Origin of the sequence: Stenotrophomonas sp. YAU14D1_LEIMI4_1 (assembly GCF_003086815.1) — a bacterium.
Taxonomy (GTDB): domain Bacteria; phylum Pseudomonadota; class Gammaproteobacteria; order Xanthomonadales; family Xanthomonadaceae; genus Stenotrophomonas.
Genome location: NZ_CP025997.1, coordinates 271,455 through 294,361 on the forward strand (window position 1 = coordinate 271,455; position 22,907 = coordinate 294,361).

22 protein-coding genes and 1 riboswitch are annotated in these 22,907 nt (G+C 67.7%); of the genes, 13 read left to right on the forward strand and 9 right to left on the reverse strand.

Annotation, left to right across the window (positions count from 1 at the left end; genetic code table 11):
* Window positions 1–100 precede the first annotated feature (100 nt).
* Entirely contained in the window at window positions 101–736 is a 636-nt protein-coding gene (locus C1932_RS01145; RefSeq protein ID WP_108760937.1) for a LysE family translocator, read from the reverse strand.
* A gap of 91 nt (window positions 737–827) precedes the next feature.
* On the opposite strand from C1932_RS01145, the gene C1932_RS01150 reads away from it, so the two are divergent.
* From C1932_RS01150 to C1932_RS01160, 3 genes are all read left to right on the forward strand, one after another.
* On the forward strand, window positions 828–1,232 hold the full coding sequence (locus tag C1932_RS01150) for an acyl-CoA thioesterase (RefSeq protein ID WP_108760938.1): 405 nt from the start codon (window positions 828–830) through the stop codon (window positions 1,230–1,232).
* Between the two features lie 43 nt (window positions 1,233–1,275).
* Complete coding sequence (locus tag C1932_RS01155) at window positions 1,276–2,094, forward strand: NAD-dependent protein deacetylase (protein ID WP_108760939.1); 819 nt, start codon at window positions 1,276–1,278, stop codon at window positions 2,092–2,094.
* A 302-nt stretch (window positions 2,095–2,396) separates the two neighbouring features.
* Window positions 2,397–3,500 (forward strand): NADH:flavin oxidoreductase/NADH oxidase, encoded by a 1,104-nt coding sequence (locus tag C1932_RS01160; RefSeq protein ID WP_108760940.1) that lies wholly within the window; start codon window positions 2,397–2,399, stop codon window positions 3,498–3,500.
* Between the two features lie 6 nt (window positions 3,501–3,506).
* Here C1932_RS01160 and C1932_RS01165 read toward each other — a convergent pair whose 3' ends face one another.
* On the reverse strand, window positions 3,507–4,418 hold the full coding sequence (locus C1932_RS01165) for a LysR family transcriptional regulator (RefSeq protein ID WP_108760941.1): 912 nt from the start codon (window positions 4,416–4,418) through the stop codon (window positions 3,507–3,509).
* A 122-nt stretch (window positions 4,419–4,540) separates the two neighbouring features.
* Between C1932_RS01165 and C1932_RS01170 the strand changes: the two genes are divergently transcribed.
* Together C1932_RS01170 and purU are read left to right on the forward strand one after the other, a co-directional pair.
* Window positions 4,541–4,795: a DUF2798 domain-containing protein gene (locus C1932_RS01170; RefSeq protein ID WP_108760942.1), complete on the forward strand. Its 255-nt coding sequence runs from the start codon at window positions 4,541–4,543 to the stop codon at window positions 4,793–4,795.
* A gap of 60 nt (window positions 4,796–4,855) precedes the next feature.
* Window positions 4,856–5,707 (forward strand): formyltetrahydrofolate deformylase, encoded by an 852-nt coding sequence (gene purU, locus C1932_RS01175; RefSeq protein ID WP_108748124.1) that lies wholly within the window; start codon window positions 4,856–4,858, stop codon window positions 5,705–5,707.
* An 83-nt stretch (window positions 5,708–5,790) separates the two neighbouring features.
* On the opposite strand, the gene C1932_RS01180 is transcribed toward purU, so the two are convergent.
* From C1932_RS01180 to C1932_RS01195, 4 genes are all read right to left on the reverse strand, one after another.
* On the reverse strand, window positions 5,791–6,495 hold the full coding sequence (locus C1932_RS01180) for an NYN domain-containing protein (protein WP_108760943.1): 705 nt from the start codon (window positions 6,493–6,495) through the stop codon (window positions 5,791–5,793).
* Between the two features lie 186 nt (window positions 6,496–6,681).
* Entirely contained in the window at window positions 6,682–7,308 is a 627-nt protein-coding gene (pncA, locus tag C1932_RS01185; protein WP_108760944.1) for a bifunctional nicotinamidase/pyrazinamidase, read from the reverse strand.
* Window positions 7,309–7,364: 56 nt separating this feature from the next.
* Complete coding sequence (locus C1932_RS01190) at window positions 7,365–8,036, reverse strand: epoxyqueuosine reductase QueH (RefSeq protein WP_108751847.1); 672 nt, start codon at window positions 8,034–8,036, stop codon at window positions 7,365–7,367.
* A gap of 140 nt (window positions 8,037–8,176) precedes the next feature.
* A riboswitch (cobalamin riboswitch) is annotated at window positions 8,177–8,394 on the reverse strand.
* A gap of 85 nt (window positions 8,395–8,479) precedes the next feature.
* A complete protein-coding gene (locus C1932_RS01195; protein WP_108760945.1) occupies window positions 8,480–9,886 on the reverse strand; it encodes an FAD-binding oxidoreductase in 1,407 nt (468 codons plus the stop codon).
* Window positions 9,887–10,028: 142 nt separating this feature from the next.
* On the opposite strand from C1932_RS01195, the gene C1932_RS01200 reads away from it, so the two are divergent.
* A complete protein-coding gene (locus C1932_RS01200; RefSeq protein ID WP_108760946.1) occupies window positions 10,029–11,921 on the forward strand; it encodes a patatin-like phospholipase family protein in 1,893 nt (630 codons plus the stop codon).
* A gap of 43 nt (window positions 11,922–11,964) precedes the next feature.
* Window positions 11,965–12,402: a hypothetical protein gene (locus C1932_RS01205; RefSeq protein ID WP_108760947.1), complete on the forward strand. Its 438-nt coding sequence runs from the start codon at window positions 11,965–11,967 to the stop codon at window positions 12,400–12,402.
* An 83-nt stretch (window positions 12,403–12,485) separates the two neighbouring features.
* Here the strand turns inward: C1932_RS01205 and C1932_RS01210 are convergent, their stop codons facing one another.
* The gene (locus C1932_RS01210) at window positions 12,486–13,853 is read right to left on the reverse strand and encodes a short-chain fatty acyl-CoA regulator family protein (RefSeq protein ID WP_108760948.1); all 1,368 of its coding nucleotides are present in this window, start codon (window positions 13,851–13,853) and stop codon (window positions 12,486–12,488) included.
* A gap of 114 nt (window positions 13,854–13,967) precedes the next feature.
* Between C1932_RS01210 and C1932_RS01215 the strand changes: the two genes are divergently transcribed.
* From C1932_RS01215 to mmsB, 5 genes are read left to right on the forward strand one after another with little or no spacing between them, the layout of a single operon-like run.
* Entirely contained in the window at window positions 13,968–15,473 is a 1,506-nt protein-coding gene (locus tag C1932_RS01215) for a CoA-acylating methylmalonate-semialdehyde dehydrogenase (RefSeq protein ID WP_108751851.1), read from the forward strand.
* A 14-nt stretch (window positions 15,474–15,487) separates the two neighbouring features.
* The gene (locus tag C1932_RS01220) at window positions 15,488–16,654 is read left to right on the forward strand and encodes an acyl-CoA dehydrogenase family protein (RefSeq protein ID WP_108760949.1); all 1,167 of its coding nucleotides are present in this window, start codon (window positions 15,488–15,490) and stop codon (window positions 16,652–16,654) included.
* Window positions 16,651–17,448 carry an enoyl-CoA hydratase gene (locus C1932_RS01225; protein WP_108760950.1) on the forward strand — a complete coding sequence of 266 codons (798 nt, stop codon included), beginning with the start codon at window positions 16,651–16,653 and terminating at the stop codon, window positions 17,446–17,448. Before C1932_RS01220 ends, C1932_RS01225 begins: the two co-directional genes overlap by 4 nt.
* Entirely contained in the window at window positions 17,445–18,620 is a 1,176-nt protein-coding gene (locus C1932_RS01230) for an enoyl-CoA hydratase/isomerase family protein (RefSeq protein ID WP_108760951.1), read from the forward strand. Before C1932_RS01225 ends, C1932_RS01230 begins: the two co-directional genes overlap by 4 nt.
* A complete protein-coding gene (gene mmsB / locus C1932_RS01235; protein WP_108760952.1) occupies window positions 18,617–19,507 on the forward strand; it encodes a 3-hydroxyisobutyrate dehydrogenase in 891 nt (296 codons plus the stop codon). The genes C1932_RS01230 and mmsB overlap by 4 nt, the downstream gene beginning before the upstream one ends.
* Before the next feature lie 196 nt (window positions 19,508–19,703).
* Here mmsB and C1932_RS01240 read toward each other — a convergent pair whose 3' ends face one another.
* Both C1932_RS01240 and C1932_RS01245 read right to left on the reverse strand, forming a co-directional pair.
* Window positions 19,704–20,129, reverse strand: a complete 426-nt coding sequence (locus tag C1932_RS01240) for an organic hydroperoxide resistance protein (protein ID WP_108760953.1) — start codon at window positions 20,127–20,129, stop codon at window positions 19,704–19,706.
* Window positions 20,130–20,238: 109 nt separating this feature from the next.
* Window positions 20,239–21,219 carry a cation transporter gene (locus tag C1932_RS01245; protein WP_108755126.1) on the reverse strand — a complete coding sequence of 327 codons (981 nt, stop codon included), beginning with the start codon at window positions 21,217–21,219 and terminating at the stop codon, window positions 20,239–20,241.
* 208 nt (window positions 21,220–21,427) lie between these two features.
* Here C1932_RS01245 and C1932_RS01250 point away from each other — a divergent pair, with 208 nt between their 5' ends.
* On the forward strand, window positions 21,428–22,882 hold the full coding sequence (locus tag C1932_RS01250; RefSeq protein ID WP_108760954.1) for a SulP family inorganic anion transporter: 1,455 nt from the start codon (window positions 21,428–21,430) through the stop codon (window positions 22,880–22,882).
* The last annotated feature ends 25 nt before the right edge of the window (window positions 22,883–22,907 follow it).

Consider the following 22,907-nt stretch of genomic DNA (forward strand, 5'->3'; position numbering starts at 1 on the left):
TTGTTCCGAACCCACGAGGGTCTACGGAGTTTCGAGTAGGGAGCCTCTAAAAAGGTCCCCTGCTTTGGCATCACAGCGTCCTCGACTTTACAAAGTGTGGCTACCGCCGCCCTTCCACCGCCATGCGCACCGCCAGCCCGGCCAGCACCGTGCCCATCAGCCAGCGCTGCACCGCCTGCCAGGTCGGGCGCGCGGCCAGGAAGCCGGCGATGCTGCCGGCCATCACCGCGATCACGGCGTTGACGCTGACACTGACCACGATCTGGGTGAAGCCCAGCACCAGCGACTGCATCAGCACGCCGCCATGGCCTTCCGGGTGCAGGAACTGCGGCAGCAGTGACAGGTACATCACCGCGATCTTCGGGTTCAGCAGATTGGTCAGAAAGCCCATGGCGAACAGCCTGCGTGGGCTGTCCAGCGGCAGGTCACGTACCGCGAACGGCGACCGGCCACCGGGCTTGAGCGCCTGCCAGACCAGGTACAGCAGGTACAGCGCACCAACGATGCGCAGGGTGTCGTAGGCCAGCGGCACGGTCATCAGCAGGGCGGTGATGCCCAGCGCCGCGCACAGCATGTAGAACACGAAGCCCAGCGCCACCCCGCCCAGCGAAATCAAGCCGGCGGTGCGGCCCTGGCAGATCGAGCGCGAGACCAGGTAGATCATGTTCGGCCCGGGTGTAACCACCATGCCCAGCGAGATGAGGGCGAAGGCCGCAAGGTCGGAGGGGGCTGGCATGGTCAGTCCTGGCAGTGGGCGTGGCGAAGTGTAGCGCCGCCTGCACGGGGCCTGGCTTAAAATTGCCGCATCACACACCGACATCCCCGCCATGACCCCGATCCCCGAGACTGTGCCGCCCATCGAAGTGCGCATGGCCGAAATCGTCTTCCCCAACCACACCAACCACATGGGCACCCTGTTCGGCGGCCAGGCGCTGGCCTGGATGGACAAGGCCGCATTCCTGGCCGCCGCCCGCTATTCGCGCCGCACGGTGGTGACCGCGCGCAGCGACCAGGTCGATTTCAAGCTGCCCATCCGCATCGGCCAGATGGTGGAAACCATCGGTCGCATCGTGGAAGTGGGCCGCAGTTCGATGAAGGTGGAAGTGGAGCTGATTGCCGAAGACCTGCACAGCGGCGAGCGCAAGCTGTGTACCCGCGGCCACTTCGTGATGATCGCGCTGGGCGAAGACGGCCAGCCGACCGCCGTGCCGCGCCTGCCCGAGGCCGTCTGAACCGGCGCTTGCGGGGGCGCCGCCGCGCCCCCATCTGGTCGGCATGACCCCGCCGCTGACCGACTTCATCGACCGCGCCCAGCGCCTGTTCGTGCTCACCGGCGCCGGTTGCAGCACCGCCTCGGGCATTCCCGATTACCGGGATACCGACGGCCAGTGGAAGCGCACCCCGCCGGTGACCTACCAGGCCTTCATGGGCGAGGCGGCCACCCGCCAGCGCTATTGGGCGCGCAGCCTGCTGGGCTGGCCGCGCTTCGGCCTGGCCCTGCCCAACGGCACCCACCAGGCGCTGGCCGCGCTGGAAGCACGCGGCACCCTGCAGGTGCTGCTGACCCAGAACGTGGATGGCCTGCACCAGCGTGCCGGCAGCACGAACGTGATCGATCTGCACGGGCGCCTGGACCTGGTGCGCTGCATGGGCTGCGAACGCCGCAGCGGGCGCGAGGATTTCCAGCAGCGCCTGTTGGAGGCCAACCCCGGCTGGGACGCGCTGGAGGCCGGTATCGCCCCCGATGGCGATGCGGATCTGGAGACTGATTTTTCCGCGTTCGTGGTGCCGGACTGCCCGTACTGCGGCGGCCTGCTGAAGCCAGATGTCGTCTTCTTCGGCGAAAACGTGCCGCGCGAACGGGTAGCGGCGGTGCATGAGCACCTGCAGCAGGCCGATGCGCTGCTGGTGGTGGGCTCCTCGCTGATGGTCTATTCCGGCTTCCGCTTCGTGCAGGCCGCGGCCAAGGCCGGCCTGCCGGTGGCGGCGCTGAACCGCGGTCGTACCCGCGCCGACGACCTGCTGCAGTTCAAGGATGAACGCGACTGCGCCGAGGCCCTGGCCGGCTTCGTCAGCGGGTATCCGGCCCGGTAGAGTCGACTGTCAGTCGACTACCGCGCGCAGCGCGGGCTATTCAGCCATCCGGCCCGGTAGAGTCGACTGTCAGTCGACTACCGCGCGCAGCGCGGGCTGTTCAGCCACGGCGCCAGGAGCAGTCGATTGACAGTCGACTACCGCGCGCAGCGCGGGCTGTTCAGCCACGGCGCCAAGAGCAGTCGACTGACAGTCGACTCTACCGACCACACGCCCCCCGCGAAACAGCGATCCATCCAGACGGTTGATCCGCAGGCCGTGCAGCGGTGCAATACGCACCCCCTCCGCATGTCGCTATCGCCTTGAGCCAGTTGTTCTCGCCGGTTACCCTCGGCCCGCTTACCCTGTCCAACCGCATCGTGATCGCGCCGATGTGCCAGTACTCCGCCGAAGATGGCCGAGCCAGCGACTGGCATGCCCAGCATCTGGGCAACCTGGCGCAGTCCGGCGCCGGCCTGCTGATCCTGGAAGCGACCGCGGTGGAACCGCGCGGGCGCATCAGCTATGCCGACCTGGGGCTGTGGGACGACGGTACCGAAGCAGCGCTGGCGCAGGTGCTGGCCAGCGTGCGGCGCTGGTCGCCGATGCCGCTGGGCATCCAGCTGGGCCACGCCGGCCGCAAGGCCTCCACCGCTCGCCCGTGGGACGGCGGCCGCCAGCTGCCGGCCGACGATGCCCGTGGCTGGCCCACCGTGGCACCGTCGCCGCTGCCGTTCCATGCCAACGACCCGGCCCCGCAGGCGCTGGATGAAGCCGGCATTGCCGAAGTGGTGGCCGCCTTCGCCGCCAGCGCCGTGCGCGCCGAGCGCCTGGGCTTCGAGCTGATCGAAATCCACGCCGCCCACGGCTACCTGCTGCACCAGTTCCTGTCGCCGCTCAGCAACCGCCGCACCGATGGCTACGGCGGCTCGCTGCCGAACCGCCTGCGCCTGCTGGTGGAAGTGTTCGACGCGGTGCGTGAAGCGGTGTCGGACAAGGTGTCGGTGGGCGTGCGCATTTCCGCCAACGACTGGGTCGAAGGCGGCTGGGACGTGGTGCAGAGCGAAGCCCTGGCACAGGTGCTGGACGCGCGCGGCTGCAACTTCCTGCACGTGTCCAGCGGCGGCCTGGACGAGCGCCAGAAGATCAGCGTGGGCCCGGGCTACCAGGTGCCGTTCGCCGCGGCCATCAAGGCCAAGAAGCTGCGCATGCCGGTCATCGCGGTGGGCCTGATCACCGAGCCGGAACAGGCCGAATCGATCCTGCGCCACAACCAGGCCGATGCCATCGCCCTGGCCCGCGGCATCCTGTACGACCCGCGCTGGCCGTGGCATGCCGCTGCCGCGCTGGGCGACAGCGTGGCACCGGCGCCGCAGTACCTGCGCTGCGAACCGCGCGAAGCACGCAACGTGTTCCGCCCGCGCTGAGGCCGGTCATACCTGCCAGGCCGGCGGCAGGCCGGCCTGCAGGTGCTCGAACAGGGCGCGGATGCGCGCGGTGAAGTCGCGCCGGTCGCTTACGCAGAAGAACACCTCCATCGGCTCCGGTTGCCACGCGCTGGCTGGACCGAACACCGTCTGCAGCCGGCCATCGCGCAGGTACGGGTCGGCCACGAAGGCGGCCAGCCGGGTGATGCCGGCACCGGCGGCGGCCAGCTCGGCCAGCGCGTCGATGTCATCGCAGACCATGCTGGGCGGCAGCGCCGCGTCCACCCGCGCATCGCCACGCCGCAGGCCCCAGCGCAGCGGCCGGCCATCGGTGGGGAAGCGGTGCAGCAGGCCGCGATGCTGCTGCAGCTCGGCCGGTTCCTGCGGCATGCCGTGCGCGGCCAGGTAGGCCGGGGCGGCGCAGAACAGGAATGGAATGCGCGCCAGCGGCCGCGCCACCAGCCCATCTTCCAGCTGCGCGCCGATGCGCAGGCTGACATCCACCGTTTCCGGACCGTGCTGTACCGCGCGATCGCTCAGGCGCAGTTCCAGCTGCAGTTGCGGGTAGCGCTGCTGCAGCGACGGCAGCAGCGGCGCCAGCACATGGCGGCCGAAGGCGCGGCTGCTGGCAATGCGCAGCGGCCCACTGGGCACGATGTCGTCGGCGGTCACCAGCGCCTGCGCACGGGCCAGGTCGGCCTCGATGTGCTGCACCTGGGCCAGGTACAGCGCCCCGGCCTCGCTCAGAGCCAGTTGCCGCGTACTGCGGTTGAGCAGGCGCACGCCCAGGTGGGTTTCCAGGCGCTGGATGTTCTGCCCCACGGCGGTGGCACTGATGCCCAGGCTGCGCGCGGCCGCGGCAATGCTGCCGGTCTGCGCGGTGCGGGTGAAGCTGCGGATGAGCTGCAACAGGTTCATGACCGGCCAGCTTGCCACGGAAACCAGCAAGCGTGGCTTGGGTCTGCACCAAGCGCGGCGGGGCTGTGCACAGGCGGTCGCACCGCTAGCCTGCCGGCCCACTTCACCCGATGCGATGTGCGATGGCCCACCCCCGATCTTTCCGCGGGAAGCTGCACGCCCGCAGTACCCCGTTCGTGTTCGCCTTCTTCATGGCCAGCCTGATGGCGCTGCTGATGTGCCTGGTCATCACCGCGGCCAACGCCGGTCTGGGCAGCGGCTATCTGGCGCGGGTGCTGGCGGCCTACCAGATGGCCATGCCGGTGGCGTTCTGTGGTGTGCTGCTGGTGCGCCCGCTGGTGGTGCGCCTGGTGGCGTTGACGGTGCATCCGCACTGAAGATCGGTTGCATCTGACAGCATTGTGCACCGCCGCAGGGTGCTGCCCTAAACTTGGGCCATGCGACCCGATTCCATTCTTACCCTGTCCTGTCCCGACCGCACCGGCATCGTCTATCGCGTGTCGGGGCTGCTGTTCGACCACGGCTGCAACATCCTCGACGCCCAGCAGTTCGGCGATGAAGAGAGCGGCCGTTTCTTCCTGCGCGTGCACTTCGACCGCGACGCCGGCCTGCCGCTGGACACGGTGCATGGCGCCATGGCCGCGCTCGCCGCCGATTTCGGCATGGACTGGCAGCTGCACGACGGCCGCCGCCGTGCGCGCCTGCTGGTGCTGGTCAGCAAGCAGGGGCATTGCCTGAACGACCTGCTGTTCCGCGCGCACAGCGGGCAGCTGAAGGTGGATATCGCCGCGGTGGCGTCCAACCACGCCGACTTCGCGCCGCTGGCCGCGTCCTACCAGGTGCCGTTCCACCATTTGCCGGTGAACGCGGAAACACGCGCGGTGCAGGAACAGCAGATCATCGATCTGGTCGAGCGCGAGCGCATCGACCTGGTGGTGCTGGCGCGCTACATGCAGATTCTGTCGCCCACGCTGTGCCGCGCGCTGGCCGGCCGTGCGATCAACATCCACCACAGCTTCCTGCCCAGCTTCAAGGGCGCGCAGCCGTACCACCAGGCGCACGCGCGAGGGGTCAAGATCATCGGCGCCACCGCGCACTACGTGACCGAAGACCTGGACGAAGGCCCGATCATCGAACAGGACGTGGCCCGCGTGGACCACGCCATGACCCCGCGCGACCTGGTGCGGCTGGGCAGCGATACCGAATCGCAGGTGCTGGCGCGTGCCGTGCGCCGCCATGTCGAACACCGCATCCTGCTCAACGGGCACCGCACGGTGGTGTTCCGCTGACAGCGGGTTGCGTGGCCGCCGGGCATGGCCCGGCGCTACCGACCGTCACCTTGGGTAGCGCCGGGCCATGCCCGGCGATGTGGTTAATCGCTTCCCGCAGCAGAGGTCTTCGCACCCCATGTGTCGTGCCTGACGGCAGGTCTGGGGCATGTGGATCGAACGTCATCGATGTGCTCCAGGAGACCCGGTGGAATCGATGACCACATCGGGTCCAGCACGAAATCCACGCCCTCCCGCCGCGCGAGCTTGGCGGCTGGAATGAAGTCGGAATCACCAGCGACAAGCACGATCTGACGTACCTGTCGTTTCAACGACAGCGAGGAAATATCCAAGCCGATACGCATATCCACCCCCTTCTGCCGAACTTCCGGATGCAGTTCGCTCGGCAGGAGCGCGGAGAATGTGCGCTTGCCCTTCAGCAGGGCATCGAGCGTTCTGGAGTCGGTCGTCCACGCGTTAGAGTCTGCGAGATGGCCAAGTCGCAAGGCCACTTTCCGCTTCTGCTTCAGGGCGTCATGCAGGGCGACCCTGAACAGTGCTTCGGGTGATCGCGCGTAATCAATGCAGGCGCCCGATATCGGGTTGTGCATCCGTTTCCGTAAGGGTGGGCAATCGTAGAAGAAGATGCGGTAGAGATCGCGCCTGTCGCAACCCGAGGATGTGAGATGCGCCAGCGCCCAACGGTGTGCCAGTTCGGCGGCACGTTCAGGGTTGTAGGCGTTATGAGGTTCAATGCGGCGGAATCGCTTGACGAAGTAGCCGCCATCTATGAGAACTGCCGTTGGCATGCCGTTGCCTTCCCGCTTTCATCCAATGAAAAGCCCCTGGTTCGGCCGTCCCGCGATCTGTAGGGGGGCGTACTGGAGGGGCTGGATGGTTCATTGTGTTGCCGTGGGAAGCGGCGCGCAAGCGGCAGATCCGACACGGCGACCGGAACGATCAGGTAGCGCCGGGCCATGCCCGGCGGGCGCACCTCAGATGGCAGCAATCCCCGCCTTGCCCAAGGCCTCGCGCACCATCGCGTCGTTGGCATCGGTCACCGGCTTGGTCAACTCCCACAGGAACTTCACCCGGAATCCGGCCTTGGCCGCATCTTGTGCGCTCCACAGCACGCAGTAGTCGCGCGCCAGGCCGCACACGTGCACTTCGCGGATACGCCGCTCATGCAGCCAGCCGGCCAGGCCCGTGGCCGGGCGATCACCATCGGGCCCGTGGTTTTCGCGGAAGGCGCTGTACGAATCCACCTTCGGGCGGGTGCCCTTGCGCAGGACCAGGTCGGCCACGTTCCAGTCCACGCCCGGGTGCAGCGCGGCGCCGTCGCTGCCCTGTACGCAGTGGTCGGGCCACAGCGTCTGCGGCTGCGCGTGCAGCAGGATGGTCTCGAACGGACGCGTGCCCGGGTGCTGGCTGGCAAACGAGGCATGCCCGGCCGGGTGCCAGTCCTGGGTGGCCACCACCGTACGGTAGCGGCGCTGCGCCAGCAGCTCGGCAATCGGTGCCACCAGCGCATCGCCGTCGGCGCAGGCCAGCGCACCACCGGGCATGAAGTCCGGCTGCAGGTCGATCACCAGCAGGGCGACATCGGCGGGCAGGGCGGTCATGGCAGTTCCACTACAACAGAAGGGGGCGACCAGCGTGGCCGCCCCGTAAGCGCGCGTCAATCGCCCTTGGGCGCTTCCGCATCCTGCCCGTAGTACAGCAGGCCGATCTTGATGCGCTCGCGGCCGGTTTCGCGGCGGTGGCGGTTGGCATCGCGCAGCGAGTACACGCAGCCGCAGTATTCCTGCTGGTAGAACTGCTCGCGCTTGCTGATTTCCACCATGCGGCTGGCGCCGCCACCCTTGCGCCAGTTGTAGTCCCAGTACTGCAGGCCCTCGTAGCGCGACGCGGCGCGGATGCCGCAGTCATTGATCTGCGCCATGTTCTTCCAGCGCGAAATGCCCAGCGACGAACTGATGGTGTCGTAGCCGTGCTCATGCGCGTACAGCGCCGTGCGTTCGAAGCGCATGTCGAAGCACATGGTGCAGCGGATACCGCGCTCGGGCTCGTTTTCCATGCCACGCGCGCGGCTGAACCAGTTGTCGGTGTCGTAGTCGCAGTCGATGAACGGAATGCCGTGCTGCTCGGCGAAGCGGATGTTCTCCTGCTTGCGCAGCTCGTATTCCTTCACCGGGTGGATGTTGGGGTTGTAGAAGAAGATCGCGTAATCGATCCCGGAGGCGGTGATCGCCTCCATCACTTCACCCGAACACGGGGCACAGCAGGAATGCAGCAGCAGGCGCTTGCCGTCGGCGGGCAGGGTCAGGGTGGGGCGTTGAAGCTCGGTCATCGTCGGGTGCGTGGCAGCGTGGGGAACGGATCGGGCCGGACACCGTGAACAGGACGCACGCGGCCACAGCGCCCGCGCGCGCAGGACGACGATGGCCCCGGCACCCTCCCCGCGGAGAGTCCAGGTCGAATCAGGGGACGGTCGTGTCCCCCGGCCGGGGCCGGTATTCGGGCTGATGGACACGGGCCGCAGCCCACCTACTCCCTGCCGCTTCCCAGGCATGCGCCCAGTGCTGTTGGCAGGCTTCGTTTCCATTCACCGCTGCGGGGCAGCTCCGGAATGGGCGCGTCAGGCGCCTTCACCGGATTCCCGTTTCAATCCCTCCCTGCGCGTGAGCGCCTGGAGGGATACCTTCGGCGCGCCCACGGTGGACGCGTTGGCGGCGCCGGTCAAGGGGGTTGGGGTCAGAGCCCGTTGCCAGGCAACGGGCTCTGACCCCGTTGCTACGGCGCCGCTAGGTAGCGCTGCCAAAGATGATTCACCAACTGCATCTGTGGGTCGTACTGGCGCTTGGCTTCAACGAACCGTTGCCACTGTGGGTAGGCGCGGCGGAACTGTTCGCGGCTGGCATGCGGGCGATAGGGCAGGTAGTAGCTGCCGCCGCAGTCCAGCGCGGCATCGATCAGCGCCCGCGTCCAGCCGGTGGCCAGGGTGTCGCTCCAGGGGAACCGCCGCTGCTTGTGGTACAGCACGAAGCAGAACACCTCCTGGCGCGCCCACGCCAGCAGCGAAGTGGTATCGGCCGGCGCGTGCCGGATCGACACGTTCAGTGCGTCCACGTGGTGGTGCTGCAGGATCGCCGCCATGCGCGTGGCGAACGCCTGGAACTGCCGCACCGGAATGAAGTACTCCTGCAGCAGGTAGGTGGACATCGCGCGCGTGCGTGGCTCCAGCGAGGCCACGTCCAGGCTCGCTTCCAGGTTGCGGTGGATCACCCGCGGCTGCTGCAGCTGCTTCTGCACCACCGAACTGTCGCGCAGCTGCGCGCCGCCCGGCAGTTCGGACACTGCCCAGATCATGTTCTGCTCGTAGGCATAGCGGTCGCCCACCGGCACCAGCCGACGGGTGTCGGTCAACGCGGCGCTGCTGCGGCGCCAGGTCACCGTTACCGGGGCATCGAAACGTGGCGGCAGCAGATCGGCATTGTGCATCAATGCATCGGCGCGCGACGGCACGTTGTCGGCGAACCACTGCGGGTAGTCCGCCAGCGCAACGCGCTGCATGTGCCGCGCCATGCGTGTGTTGTCGGCCAGGTCCAGTTCCACCTCGCTCACCACGGCAAGCAGCCCGTAGCCGCCGATCACCGCCGCGAACAGGTCCGGATGCTGGCTGCGCGATGTTTCCAGTACCTCGCCCGAACGCAGTACCACCTGCAATGCGCGGATCGTCGCGGCCAGGCTGCCGTTGCCGACGTAGCGGCCATGGCAGTTCACGCCCACCGAGCCGCCCACGGTGAAGCTGCTGAAACTCTGCATCACCTTCACCGACAGGTCGTGCGGGTCCAGCAGCGCCTGCAGGTCGCGCCAGCGCATGCCGGCCTGCACACGCACCACCTTGCCCGGCACATCCAGCCGCAGCAGCCGGTTGTGGCCGGTCATGTCCAGTTGCAGGGCGCCGCTGGCGCTGGTCTGCCCGCCCATGCTGAAGCGGCCACCGGCCACGCAGACCGGGCCACGGTGGCGCTGCAGGGCGTCTATCAGTGAGCGCTGTCCGTCGATGCGGGTGATGCCCGCCAGCGGGGTGGGCTCGAGCTGGCTGATGTCGTTGCCAGTGGGTGCCTGCCCGGGTGAACAGGCGGTGGCCGCCGCAGCGGCGCCGCAGCCGGCAATGAAGGCGCGTCGGGTGGTCATGGGCAGTCCCTGCAGTCCGCTTCCTGGCCGCAGTGTGCATGCGGCACGGCGCCCGGCCAAGGGGGGAATCGCGCTGACTGCGCAGCGGTTCTCAGGCCCTGAGAAGCCCCTGCGCCATACTGGAACCCACGCGGCGGACGGCATGCATGGGGGCAGGGCAGTGGCGGACAAATATTGCGATCTGGTCATGAAAGGCGGCATCACCAGCGGCATCGTGTATCCCAACGCGGTGCTGGCGCTGGCCCAGCAGTACCGCTTCAAGAGCATCGGCGGCACCTCGGCCGGGGCGATTGCCGCGGCGGTGGCTGCAGCGGCCGCGTATGGCGACCGCCGCCAGCAGGCCGGCGAAACGCTGCCCGGTGAGACGGGCTACGGTGGGCTGTCGGCGGTGTCGGCACAGCTGTCGCGGCGCGGTTTCATCTACGGGTTGTTCCAGCCGGCGCGCGGCGCGCGTTCGGCGTACCGGTTGCTGGTGGTGCTGACCGGCAAGGCGCGCTGGCCGCGCAAGCTGCTGTGCCTGGCCGTGGCCGTGTTCACCATCGCGCCGCTGGAAGTGCTGGTGTCGCTGGCCCTGCTGCTGGCGCTGGGCGGCTGGGGCGGTGGTTGGAGCGGTGTTGCGGCCACCCTGCTGCCGTCGCTGCTGTGCGCCTATGGTGCCGGTGTGGCCGGTGCAGCGCTGCGCGTGGCCCGTGTCGCCCGGCGCAATCTGCTGGGCCTGTGCAGCGGGCTGGGCCGCGATCCGCAGACCCCGGCGCTGACCGACTGGCTGCACGCGCGCCTGCAGCAGTTGGCGGGCAAGCCGCTGGATGCCCCACTCACCTTCGCCGATCTGCACGATGCACCGCGTTATGCCGGCGAACCGCAAAGCCCGCAGGCCATCAGCCTGCAGATGATCACCACCTGCGTGTCCCACAACGAACCGCGCACCCTGCCGTTGGGCGGGGCGCAGTTCTGGTTCCTGCGCGAGGAATTCGCCCAGTTGTTCCCGGCCAGCGTGGTGGATTGGCTGGTGCAGCAGGCCGGTGCGTCGCTGCAGGTGGACGGGCGCCAGTACTACCATCTGCCGCAGGGCGCGCAGTTGCCGGTGCTGGTGGCCACACGCATGAGCCTCAGCTTCCCGCTGCTGATCAGCGCCGTGCCGCTGCACGAACCGGCCCGCCGCGAGCGCCGCTGCGAACCGGCGGCAGCGCCGGCCACGCAGGAGCACAACGTGGCCGACAGCATGGAAGGGCTGACCAGCGCCGGCCAGGCATGCGACCCGGTGATCACCGCCTTCCGCGTGTGCTGGTTCTCCGATGGCGGCATCAGCAGCAACTTCCCCATCCACCTGTTCGACGCGGCAATGCCGCGCTGGCCCACGTTCGCCATCAACCTGGTGTACCCGCAGCACGCCGAAGAAGTGAGCCACGGCGGCAGCACGCGTGCAGCCCTGGAAAAGTCGGTGTTCCTGCCCACCGGCAACCGCCATGGGTGGCAGCGCCACTACCAGTCCATCGCCACGCCGCTGGCAGCCGGCGAGCTGGGTCGCTTCCTGTTCGCCGTGGTGGCCACCATGCAGAACTGGCGCGACCTGCTGCAGGCGCGCGCGCCGGGCTACCGCGACCGCATCGTGCACGTCAGCCTGCAAGGCGACGAAGGCGGCATGAACCTGGACATGCCGCAGGACGTGCTGACCCGCATTGCCGACAAGGGCAGCCTGGCTGGCGCGCGCTTCTGCGCATTCTCGTTCGAGAACCACTACTGGATCCGCTGGCGCAACCTGGCTTCGGCCTACCAGCGCTACACGCTGGAAGTGGCGCGCACCGACGATCCGGCGCAGCAGGTGCTGGCCTACCGCGCCGCGTATTCCACCGTTGCCGTGGGTGAGCCGGTGCCGCCGTCGTACAAGCTGGGTTCGGAAGACAAGCGCCAGGCGTCGCAGCAGTTGTGGGGGCTGATGGTGGAACAGGGCCGCACCTGGGAAGACCTGGGCCCGGACTTGACCGACGGCGCACCGCGCCCGCTGCCGCAGATGAAGGTGACACCGATCTACTGAGCGCGATCGATACAATCGTGCTTCATGCTGCAAGGAGCATTGGATGTCTGCCCGCCAGGAACTGCTGGAACTGCTTGAACGCCTTGATGCCCGCGACCCGGAGCACCTGCCGGTGGTGCCACTGGCCGCGTACTTCGAAGGCAATGATTTCGAAGAATGCATCGCGCCCAACCAATGGGGTTTCGGCCGTCCGCCGATTGCCGAACTGTACGCGCGCCTGGCCGCGATTGCCGAAAAGCCCGAAGTGGAAGGCGTGTATGTAGGCCTGCACCAGGACTGGGGCAGCGCATTGGAAGACGACAGCGAATGGCCTGCCGCAGAGAACGTGCATGTGCTCACCCGCGCCGACGTCGAGACCGTAGAAGGCTGGCTGCAGGGTCTGGAATGCGACGGCGTGGGCGAAGGCTGGCCCTACGGCCAGCACATCGACGCCCCCGTACCCTCGGACGGCCATCGCGTGCTGACCGTGTATTGGGATTAGTAGATCCACGCCACGCGTGGATGCATTTCGCGCACGGCCAGAGCGTGCCCACCAAGGTGGGCACCTACCAACGGCGACATTCTTCACCTACCCGGCAACTGCACGAACGCGCGCTGCATGCAGTCCTCGCGCGGGCACACCCGGCAGCCCGGCCCGATCGACACCGAATTGCCCGGGCTCTGCACATCCAGCCCCAGCGAGTACACCAGCCGCTCGGCATGCTGCAGGTCGCAGCCCAGCGCCACCGCGAAGGTCTTGCGCGGCTGGCCATGCCCCACCGGCCCGCTGCTGACCTGCCGTGCCAACCAGAAATGGCGACGTCCATCGGGCATGCGCGCGGTCTGCGTAAGGATGCGCCCGGGCTGGTTGAACGCCTCGTAGACGATCCACAAGGGGCACGAACCGCCCACCTGCGAGAAATGGAAATCGGTGGCCGAATGGCGCTTGGACACATTGCCGGCACGGTCCACGCGGATGAAGAAGAACGGCAGCCCGGGCGCACTGCGCCGCGCCAGCGTGCTCAGCCGGTGGCAGACCGCTTCGAACCCCACGCCGAACTGGTGTGCCAGCAGTTCAATGTCGTAGCTGCTGGCCTCGGCCGCGCGCAGGAACCGCATGTAGGGCATCACCAGCGCACCGGCGAAGTAGTTGGAAAGGCCGATCCGCGCCTGCGCGATACGCGCGTCATCGTGGAAGCCTGCGCGCGCCACCACCGCATCAATCTGCGGCAGGTAGCCGCGCAGGGCCAGCTCGGCCGCCATCTGGAAGGCCTGCTGGCCCGGTTCCAGATAATCCGGCAGCCACAGCGTGCGGCTGCTGGCGTCGTATTGGCGCTTCTCGCGCCCGGCCTGCAGCGCGGCCACTTCCACCAGCACGCCGTGGCGGTCGGCCAGCAGCTGGCGCAGGCGCGGTGCCACGTGGCCCGGTGCCAGCCCCCATTCGGCGAACAGGCGCTCGGCCAGTTCGTCCAGTTCGGGAATGTGGTTGTGCATGCGGTTGAAGAACTCGCGCACCTGGTCGCCGGCCGGCAGGGTGCTGCCGGCGCCGGGTTCACCCAGCTGGAATTCCAGCGCGGCGGCATGCTCGCGCAGGGCCAGGTGGCGGCGGTGCAGGTCCAGCAGGGCGCGGCTGACCTGCGGCAGGTTGCCGGCCAGGGCCCGCAGCTCGGTGGCACTGACATCGGCCAAGCCCAGATCGCGCAGGGTCTCGCCCAGCGACTCCTGCAGTGCAGCGGGCTCATCGTCGTCGAACAGGGCGGAAACATCGCCCAACACCTCGCCCAGCTTCTGCTGTACGGCCGGCGTCAGCGGGCGCTTGTTGCGCTCGATCTGGTTCAGGTAGCTGGCCGACAGGCCCAAGGCACGGGCCAGATCCACCTGGCTGTAGCCGCGCTGCTCGCGCAGCCGCAACAGGCGCAGGCCCAATTGGCGCTGGGAAGGCTGGAAATTCACAGAATTAACAGGAATCGTCTGGCGTGTTGGCCAGATTAAGCGGATTCAGGCCGGAAATCGAGGTGGGTGCTGTGAATAATGCCAAGCATCTTTCGAGCCCGTGGGATTGTCGTCATGACTGTTGCAGCGCCCCGTATCCGCATGCTGATCGATGGCCAGTTCATCGAATCGGCCACCTCCCACTGGCAGGACGTGGTCAACCCGGCCACCCAGGACGTGCTGGCGCAGGTGCCGTTCGCCACCACCAGCGAAGTGGATGCCGCTGTGGCCGCCGCCAAGGAAGCCTTCAAGACCTGGCGCAAGACCCCGATCGGTACCCGCGCGCGCATCTTCCTGAAGTACCAGCAGCTGATCCGCGAAAACATGAGCGAGCTGGCCCACATCCTCACCGCCGAACAGGGCAAGACCCTGCCCGACGCCGAAGGTGATGTGTTCCGCGGCCTGGAAGTGGTCGAGCACGCCGCCGCCATCGGCAACCTGCAGCTGGGCGAGCTGGCCAACAACGTGGCCAATGGCGTGGATACCTACACGATCATGCAGCCGCTGGGCGTGTGCGCCGGCATCACCCCGTTCAACTTCCCGGCGATGATTCCGCTGTGGATGTTCCCGATGGCGATTGCAACGGGCAACACCTTCATCCTCAAGCCGTCGGAGCAGGACCCGATGGTAACCATGCGCCTGGTGGAACTGGCGCTGGAAGCCGGCATTCCCAAGGGCGTGCTGAACGTCGTCCACGGCGGCGAAGAAGTGGTCAATGCGATCTGCGACCACCCGGACATCAAGGCCGTGTCGTTCGTTGGTTCCACCCGCGTCGGCACCCACGTCTACAACCGTGCCTCGCTGGCCGGCAAGCGCGTGCAGTGCATGATGGGCGCCAAGAACCACGCCGTGGTGCTGCCGGACGCCAACAAGGAACAGACCCTCAACGCGATGGTCGGCGCCGCCTTCGGTGCGGCCGGCCAGCGCTGCATGGCCGCCTCCACCCTGGTACTGGTGGGTGAGGCACGCGGCTGGGTGCAGGACCTGGTGGCCAAGGCGCAGACCCTGAAGGTCAGCGGCGGCACCGTGGCCGGCACCGATGTCGGCCCGGTCATTTCCTGCAGCGCCCGCGAGCGCGTGGAAGGCCTGATCGCCTCGGGCGTGGAGCAGGGTGCCAAGCTGGTGCTCGATGGCCGCAAGCCGCAGGTGGATGGCTTTGAGAAGGGCAACTTCGTCGGCCCGACCATCTTTGCCGGTGTCACCACCGACATGCGCATCTACCAGGAAGAAATCTTCGGGCCGGTGCTGGTGATCCTGGAAGCGGAAACGCTGGAAGACGCCATCGCGATGGTCAACGGCAACCCCAACGGAAACGGCACCGCACTGTTCACCCAGTCCGGCGCGGCCGCGCGCAAGTTCCAGGAAGACATCGACGTGGGCCAGGTCGGCATCAACGTGCCGATTCCGGTGCCGGTGCCGCTGTTCTCGTTCACCGGTTCGCGCGCGTCCAAGCTGGGCGACCTGGGCCCGTACGGCAAGCAGGTGGTGCTGTTCTACACCCAGACCAAGACCGTCACCGCACGCTGGTTCGATGACGAGACGCTGAGCCACGGCGTCAACACCACCATCAGCCTGAAGTAAGGGCGGGAGCAGCCATGAGCCACTCGATGACGACGGACCAGGAAGAAGCGCAGCAGGCGTACCGCGAAGCCGCGCGTGACTTCGCACAGGCCGAACTGGCACCGCACGCCGCGCGATGGGATGCGGAGGGCATCTTTCCGCGCGAGGCGGTCGCCAAGGCCGGTGAACTGGGCTTCTGCGGTCTGTACATGGACCCGGAAGTGGGCGGCAGCGGCCTGAGCCGTCTGGACGCCGCCGTCGTCATCGAGGAGCTCGCCAACGTCGATCCGTCGACCGCGGCGTACATCAGCATCCACAACATGGCCTCGTGGATGGTGTCCAAGTGGGGCCAGGACGCGCTGCGCGATGCGTGGGGCACCGATCTGTCCTCGGGCAGCAAGCTGGCCTCGTACTGCTTGACCGAGCCGGGCGCCGGCTCCGACGCTGCCTCACTGAAGACCACCGCCGTGCGCGATGGCGACGACTATGTGCTGAACGGTTCCAAGGCCTTCATTTCCGGCGCCGGTGCCACCGAACTGCTGGTGGTGATGGCGCGTACCGGCGGTGCCGGTGCTGGCGGCGTCAGTGCCATCGCGGTGCCGGCCGATCTGCCGGGCATCAGCTATGGCCGCAAGGAAGAGAAGATGGGCTGGAACAGCCAGCCCACCCGCGGCATCACCTTCGAAAACGTGCGCGTGCCGGTCAGCCACCTTCTGGGAGAGGAAGGCGGCGGCTTCAAGCTGGCGATGAAGGGGCTGGACGGCGGCCGCATCAACATCGCCGCCTGCTCGCTGGGTGCGGCGCAGGGCGCACTGGATGCCGCACGCCGCTACATGGGCGAGCGCCGCCAGTTCGGCAAGGCCCTGGCCGATTTCCAGGCCCTGCAGTTCAAGCTGGCCGACATGGCCATTGAACTGGTGGCCGCGCGGCAGATGGTGCATTCGGCCGCACGCAAGCTCGATGCCGGCGCCAGCGATGCCAACGTGTGGTGTGCGATGGCCAAGCGCTTCGCCACCGATGCTGGTTTCAAAATCTGCAACGAAGCGCTGCAGATCCACGGCGGTTACGGCTACATCCGCGAATACCCGATCGAGCGCCTGCTGCGCGACAGCCGCGTGCACCAGATCCTGGAAGGCACCAACGAGATCATGCGGGTGATCGTGGCCCGCCACCTGCTCAACACCGAAGAGGAACTGCGATGAAGGATTGGCGTACCCAGGAACACGTGGGCCTGAAGGTCGAGGCCGATGGCCACACCGTCGTGGTGACCCTGCACAACCCGCCGGCGCACACCTGGACCGTGCACAGCCTGGCTGCGCTGCGCGACCTGGTGGGCGCGCTCAACGCAGACCGCGAGATCTACGCCCTGGTGATCACCGGTGACGGCGAGAAGTTCTTCTCCGCCGGTGCCGACCTCAACCAGTTCGCATCGGGCGACAAGGCCGCTGCACGCGAAGCCGCGCGTCGTTTTGGCGAAGCCTTCGAAGCGCTGTCGGCCTTCCGTGGCGTGTCGATTGCCGCCATCAACGGCTACGCCATGGGCGGTGGCCTGGAGTGCGCGCTGGCCTGCGACCTGCGCATCATCGAAGAGCATGCCCAGGTGGCATTGCCGGAAGCGACCGTGGGCCTGCTGCCGTGCGCGGGCGGTACCCAGAACCTGCCGCGCCTGGTTGGCGAAGGCTGGGCCAAGCGCATGATCCTGCTGGGTGAACGTATCAACGCCGAGACCGCGCTGCGGATTGGCCTGGCCGAAGAAAAGGTCGGCAAGGGCGAAGCCAAGGCACTGGCCCTGGACTGGGCGAAGAAGGCCGGCAAGCAGAGCCCGACCAGCATCGCCGCCTGCAAGACCCTGGTGCAGTCCACCCGCACCGGCACCCACGCCGCGGCGCTGGTGGCCGAGCGCGAAGCCTTCGTCGATCTGTTCGACACCGCCGACCAGGTCGAGGGCGTGAGCGCCTTTCTGGAAAAGCGCGCCGCGCAGTGGAAGAACGCATGAGCACCGACACCGCTGCCGACGAAGCACCGGTGCTGTTCGAGGAGCGAGTGGCGGGCAATGGCACGCGCATCGGCCTCGCCACGCTCAACGCACCGCGCACGCTCAATGGCTTCTCGCTGCCGATGGCGCACCTGCTGCTGAAGCAGCTGAACGCCTGGGCCGAGGATGATGGCATCGCGATGGTGGTGCTGCAGGGTGCGGGTGAGAAGGCCTTCTGCGCCGGTGGTGACCTGCACAGCCTGCACAAGAGCATGGCTGCCTTCCGCGACGCCGGCCACCGCGATATCCGCGACAACGGCTACGCCGCCGAATTCTTCGACGTCGAATACCGCGTCGATTACCTCATCCACACCTATCCCAAGCCGATCCTGTGCTGGGGCCATGGCATCGTGATGGGCGGTGGCATCGGCCTGATGTCCGGCGCCAGCCACCGCGTGGTCAGCGAGCGTTCCAAGCTGGCCTTCCCGGAAATCACCGTCGGCCTGTTCCCCGATGTGGGTGGCAGCTGGTTGCTGCCGCGCGTGCCGGGCAGGGCAGGGCTGTTCCTGGCGTTGACCGGCGCGCTGCTGAATCCGGGTGATGCCATCTATGCCGGCCTGGCCGACGTGCATGTGGCCGAAGAACGCCGCAATGCGGTGTTCGATGCGCTGCTGCAGGTCGCATGGTCGACCGATGCCGCGCACAACCACGAACGCCTGAGCCAGCTGCTGCAGGCGCATGCCAGCGATGCCGCTACTGGCCCGCTGCTGGCCAATGCCGCGACGGTCGATGCGCTGTGCGAAGGCGATGATCTGCCCGTGATCATCAATCGCATCCGCACGCTGCAGACCGACGATGCCTGGTTGCAGACGGCGCAGAAGACGCTGGCCGCCGGTGCACCCGGTTCGGCGCGGCTGGCCTTCGAACTGCAGCGGCACAGCGCCGGCCAGGACCTGGCCAGCGTCTATCGCCTGGAATACATCACCGCACTGCACTGCGCCGCCCATGGCGATTTCGCCGAAGGCATCCGCGCGCTGCTGATCGACAAGGATCGCAACCCGCAGTGGAACCCGGCCACCCTGGCCGAGGCCACCACCGCCTGGGCCGACACCTTCTTCGTTTCCCCCTGGGCCAACGCCGCGCATCCGCTGGCCGATCTGGGTACCCCCATGGCTGAAAGGAGCCTTGCATGAGCCGCATTGCATTCATCGGGTTGGGCAACATGGGTGGCCCGATGGCCGCCAACCTGGTCAAGAACGGCCACAGCGTACGTGTGTTCGATCTGGTGCCGGCCGCCGTGCAGGCGGCGGTCGATGCCGGCGCCAGTGCCGCCGCGTCGGCGCGCGAGACCCTGGCCGATGCCGAGGTCGTGATCTCGATGCTGCCGGCCAGCCGCCACGTCGAAGGCGTGTACCTGGGTGACGATGGCATCCTGGCCGCCATTCCGGCCGGCGCGCTGGTCATCGACTGCAGCACCATTGCCCCGGCCAGTGCGCGCAAGGTCTCTGAAGCCGCCGCCGCGCGTGGCCTGCAGATGCTCGATGCGCCGGTTTCCGGCGGTACCGCCGGTGCCCAGGCCGGCACCCTTACCTTCATCGTCGGTGGCGAAGAGGACGCGCTGGAGCGCGCCCGCCCGGTGCTGCAGGCGATGGGCAAGAACATCTTCCACGTGGGCGCCAGCGGTGCCGGCCAGGTCGCCAAGCTGTGCAACAACATGGCGCTGGGCGTGATCATGGCGGTGACCGGTGAAGCCATCGCGCTGGGCGTGGCGCACGGTCTGGACCCGAAGGTGCTGTCGCAGATGATGGCGGTCAGCACCGGCCGCAGCTGGGCCACCGAAGTGTGCAACCCGTGGCCGGGCGTGCTGGAAAATGCGCCGGCGTCGCGCGGTTACAGCGGCGGCTTCGGCAGCGACCTGATGCTGAAGGACATGGGCCTGGCCGTGGAAGCGGCGATGAGCGTTGGCGCCTCGATCCCGCTGGGCGAAGTGGCCCGCAACCTGTACTCGATGAACCACCAGGCCGGCCGCGGCAAGCTGGATTTCTCCAGCGTGGTGCAGCTCATTACCAGCGATAAATAAGCGAATGCGTCCCCGGCCCTGTGCCGGGGCCCACCCGAGGTGGGATGGGCGGATGCCCGGTTTCGACCGGCATCCGCCCATTTTTTGTTGCGGGGTCGGATCCCTTTCGCAACGCGAAAGGGCTCTGACCCCTGAGGTCCTGCGCTGGGGTCAGAGCCCTTTGCCGGTGGCAAAGGGATCCGACCCCTGCGTTGCATCAGGCAACGATCAGGGTCACGTCGATGTTGCCGCGGGTGGCATTGGAGTACGGGCAGACGATGTGGGCCTTCTGCACCAGTTCTTCCACCTGCTCGCGCGGCACGCCCGGTACGTTGATGGTCAGCTCGGCTTCAATGCCGAAACCGGTCGGGATCTGGCCGATGCCGACCTTGCCGGTCACGGTGGTGTCGGCGGGCAGGGCGACCTTGGCCTGGCCGGCCACGAACTTCAGTGCGCCCAGGAAACAGGCCGAATAGCCGGCTGCGAACAGCTGTTCCGGATTGGTGCCCGAGCCGCCGGCGCCGCCCAGCTCGCGCGGGGTGGACAGCTGGATGTCCAGCACGTTGTCGGACGAGACCGAACGGCCTTCACGGCCGCCGGTGGAGGTGGCCTGGGCGGTGTACAGAACCTTTTCGATGGACATGGGATGCTCCTGGTCAGTGGGTGGGTGCTTCGATGGAGCTACTTTGCCGGCTTTTCATGGACGCTTGGTGACAAATCGTCCGCAAATATTGATAGATCGTCCTGCGGTGCTAGATCGTCCATTCGCGGTCGGTGGTGAACATGATGGTCAGCCAGCGGTCCGGCGAGGCATCGCCCAGCGCATCGCCGATCTCGTCGCGCAGCCGGTCCCATTCCAGCAGCGCCCGCGGCGGGTCGTCCTCGCGCACCACGAAGAACAGCTCGATCTGCTCGCCACGCCCCACCTGGGCCACGTAGCTGCGGTGTTCGACGAAGCCATGCCGGGCCACCACATCGCGCGCCACCGCATCCACGTGCGCCTGCAATTCCGGCGGGGTGACCAGCAGGATGCCGGCCAGCGCCCGCCGCACCGTGCCCAGCGGGGCGATCATCACCAGCACGCAGACGAAGGCCAGGATGGCCGGATCGATATACGGCCCCACCCACGCCAGCGAGGTGCCGCGCACCAGCACCCCGCCCAGGAACGCGACCAGGTAGCAGGCCGACATGCTGGCGGCGATCACCCAGTTCTTTGCGTCCAGCGCAATGAATTCCGAACCGATGCGACGGTTGGCGCGCACGATGAACCACGCCAGCGTGCCCTCGGCCACGATGGACAGGCCGGCGAAGATGATGGCCGGGCCCAGCGCGATATGCCGCCCACCGGACATCAGCGCATCCACCGCATTGACCAGTGCGTACAGCGCCGCGCCGATCATCAGCGTGCCACTGACCCCCAGCACGATCGGCTCCAGGTGCCAGAAGCCCATGGTGAAGCGCTGGTTCAACCGCGACTGCAGGGCATCGGTATTGGTGGACAGGGCGATCAGCCGGGTCACCAGCAGTGACAGCCAGGTCATCACCACGTCGATCAGACCGTAGATGCCGTCGAAGATGATCAGCGAGGAATTGGCCAGCAGCCCGAACACCACGGCGGCCGCGGCCAGCAGCAGCGAGGCGGCGATGGACAGGCGCAGCACGCCCTGTTCGCTGCTGGGATCGAAGAACTGTGGGCGGTCGGCGGCCATGCTTCCATTGTAGAGCCGGGCCATGCCCGGCCGCGTTGCCGCCACGCCCGCGCTATCCCCGCCGCGCCGCTTCCCGTAGACTGCGGCCCTTCCCACGCATCGACCGCGCCCGCAGTGATCACGCCACCCTGACCCTTGCCGCACCTCGGCAGCCGGCGCGCCCGGCTCAGGAACCCGTGTCTTTCCACTGCAGCGCCACGTGGCCACGCCCGCGTGCGCGCGGAGTTTTCCCATGCAAACGTCCTATCCCCTGCGCCAGCAATGGCTCGGCAACATCCGTGGTGACCTGCTGTCCGGCATGGTCGTCGCCCTGGCCCTGATTCCCGAGGCCATCGCGTTCTCGCTCATTGCCGGGGTCGACCCCAAGGTGGGCCTGTACGCGGCGTTCTCCATCGCCGTGGTCACCGCCATTGCCGGTGGCCGCCCGGGCATGATCTCCGCCGCCACCGGCGCCATGGCCCTGGTCATGGTCGATCTGGTGAAGGACCACGGCCTGCAGTACCTGTTCGCCGCCAGCATCCTGGCCGGCGTGCTGCAGGTGCTGGCCGGCGTGTTCAAGCTGGGTTCGCTGATGCGCTTCGTATCGCGCTCGGTCATCACCGGCTTCGTCAACGCACTGGCCATCCTGATCTTCCTGGCGCAGATGCCGGAACTGATCGGCCGTGGCCCCACCGTGTACGTGCTGTGCGCCGCAGCGCTGGCCATCATCTACCTGCTGCCGCGCATCACCCGCGCGGTGCCCTCGCCGCTGGTGGCGATCGTGGTGCTTACCGCAGCGGTCATCGGCTTCGGCATTGACGTGCGCAGCGTGGGCGACATGGGCCAGCTGCCCGACAGCCTGCCGCACTTCCTCATGCCCGATGTGCCGTTCACCTGGGAAACCCTGCGCATCCTGCTGCCGGTGTCGGCCACCCTGGCGGTGGTGGGGCTGTTGGAATCGATGATGACCCTGCAGATCGTCGAGGACGTCACCGAAACGCCCAGCGAGCGCAACCGCGAATGCGTCGGCCAGGGCGTGGCCAACACGCTCACCGGTTTCCTCGGCGGCATGGCCGGCTGCGCGATGATCGGCCAGTCGGTCATCAACGTGACCTCCGGCGGGCGCGGCCGTCTGTCGTGCCTGGTGGCCGGCGTGCTGTTGCTGCTGCTGGTGGTGTACGGCAGCGACCTGGTGCGGCAGATTCCGATGGCCGCGCTGGTGGCGGTGATGATCATGGTCAGCATCGGCACCTTCAGCTGGCGCTCGCTGCGCGACCTGCGCACGCACCCGCGCAGTTCGTCGGCGGTGATGCTGCTGACCGTGGTGGTCACCGTGGCCACGCATGATCTGGCCAAGGGCGTGCTCAGCGGTGTGCTGCTGTCGGCGCTGTTCTTCGCACGCAAGGTCGGCCGCATGCTGGACGTGCAGCACGAAACCGTGGGCGACGAACAGGTCTACCGCGTGCGCGGCCAGGTGTTCTTCGCCTCGGCCGGCCAGCTGGGTGCGGCCTTCGATTACCAGCACGTGGCGCCGAAGGTGCAGATCGACCTGTGCGAGGCCCACCTGTGGGACCTGACCGCGGTGGCGGCGCTGGAACGCGCGCAGGAGAAGCTGGCCGCGCATGGCGCGCAGGTAACGGTGGTGGGCCTCAACGCCGCCAGCCAGACCCTGATCGAACAGGTGGGCGGTCGCGGCGGCGCGCACTGACGGCGGCCCGGCCGGCGGGCACCTG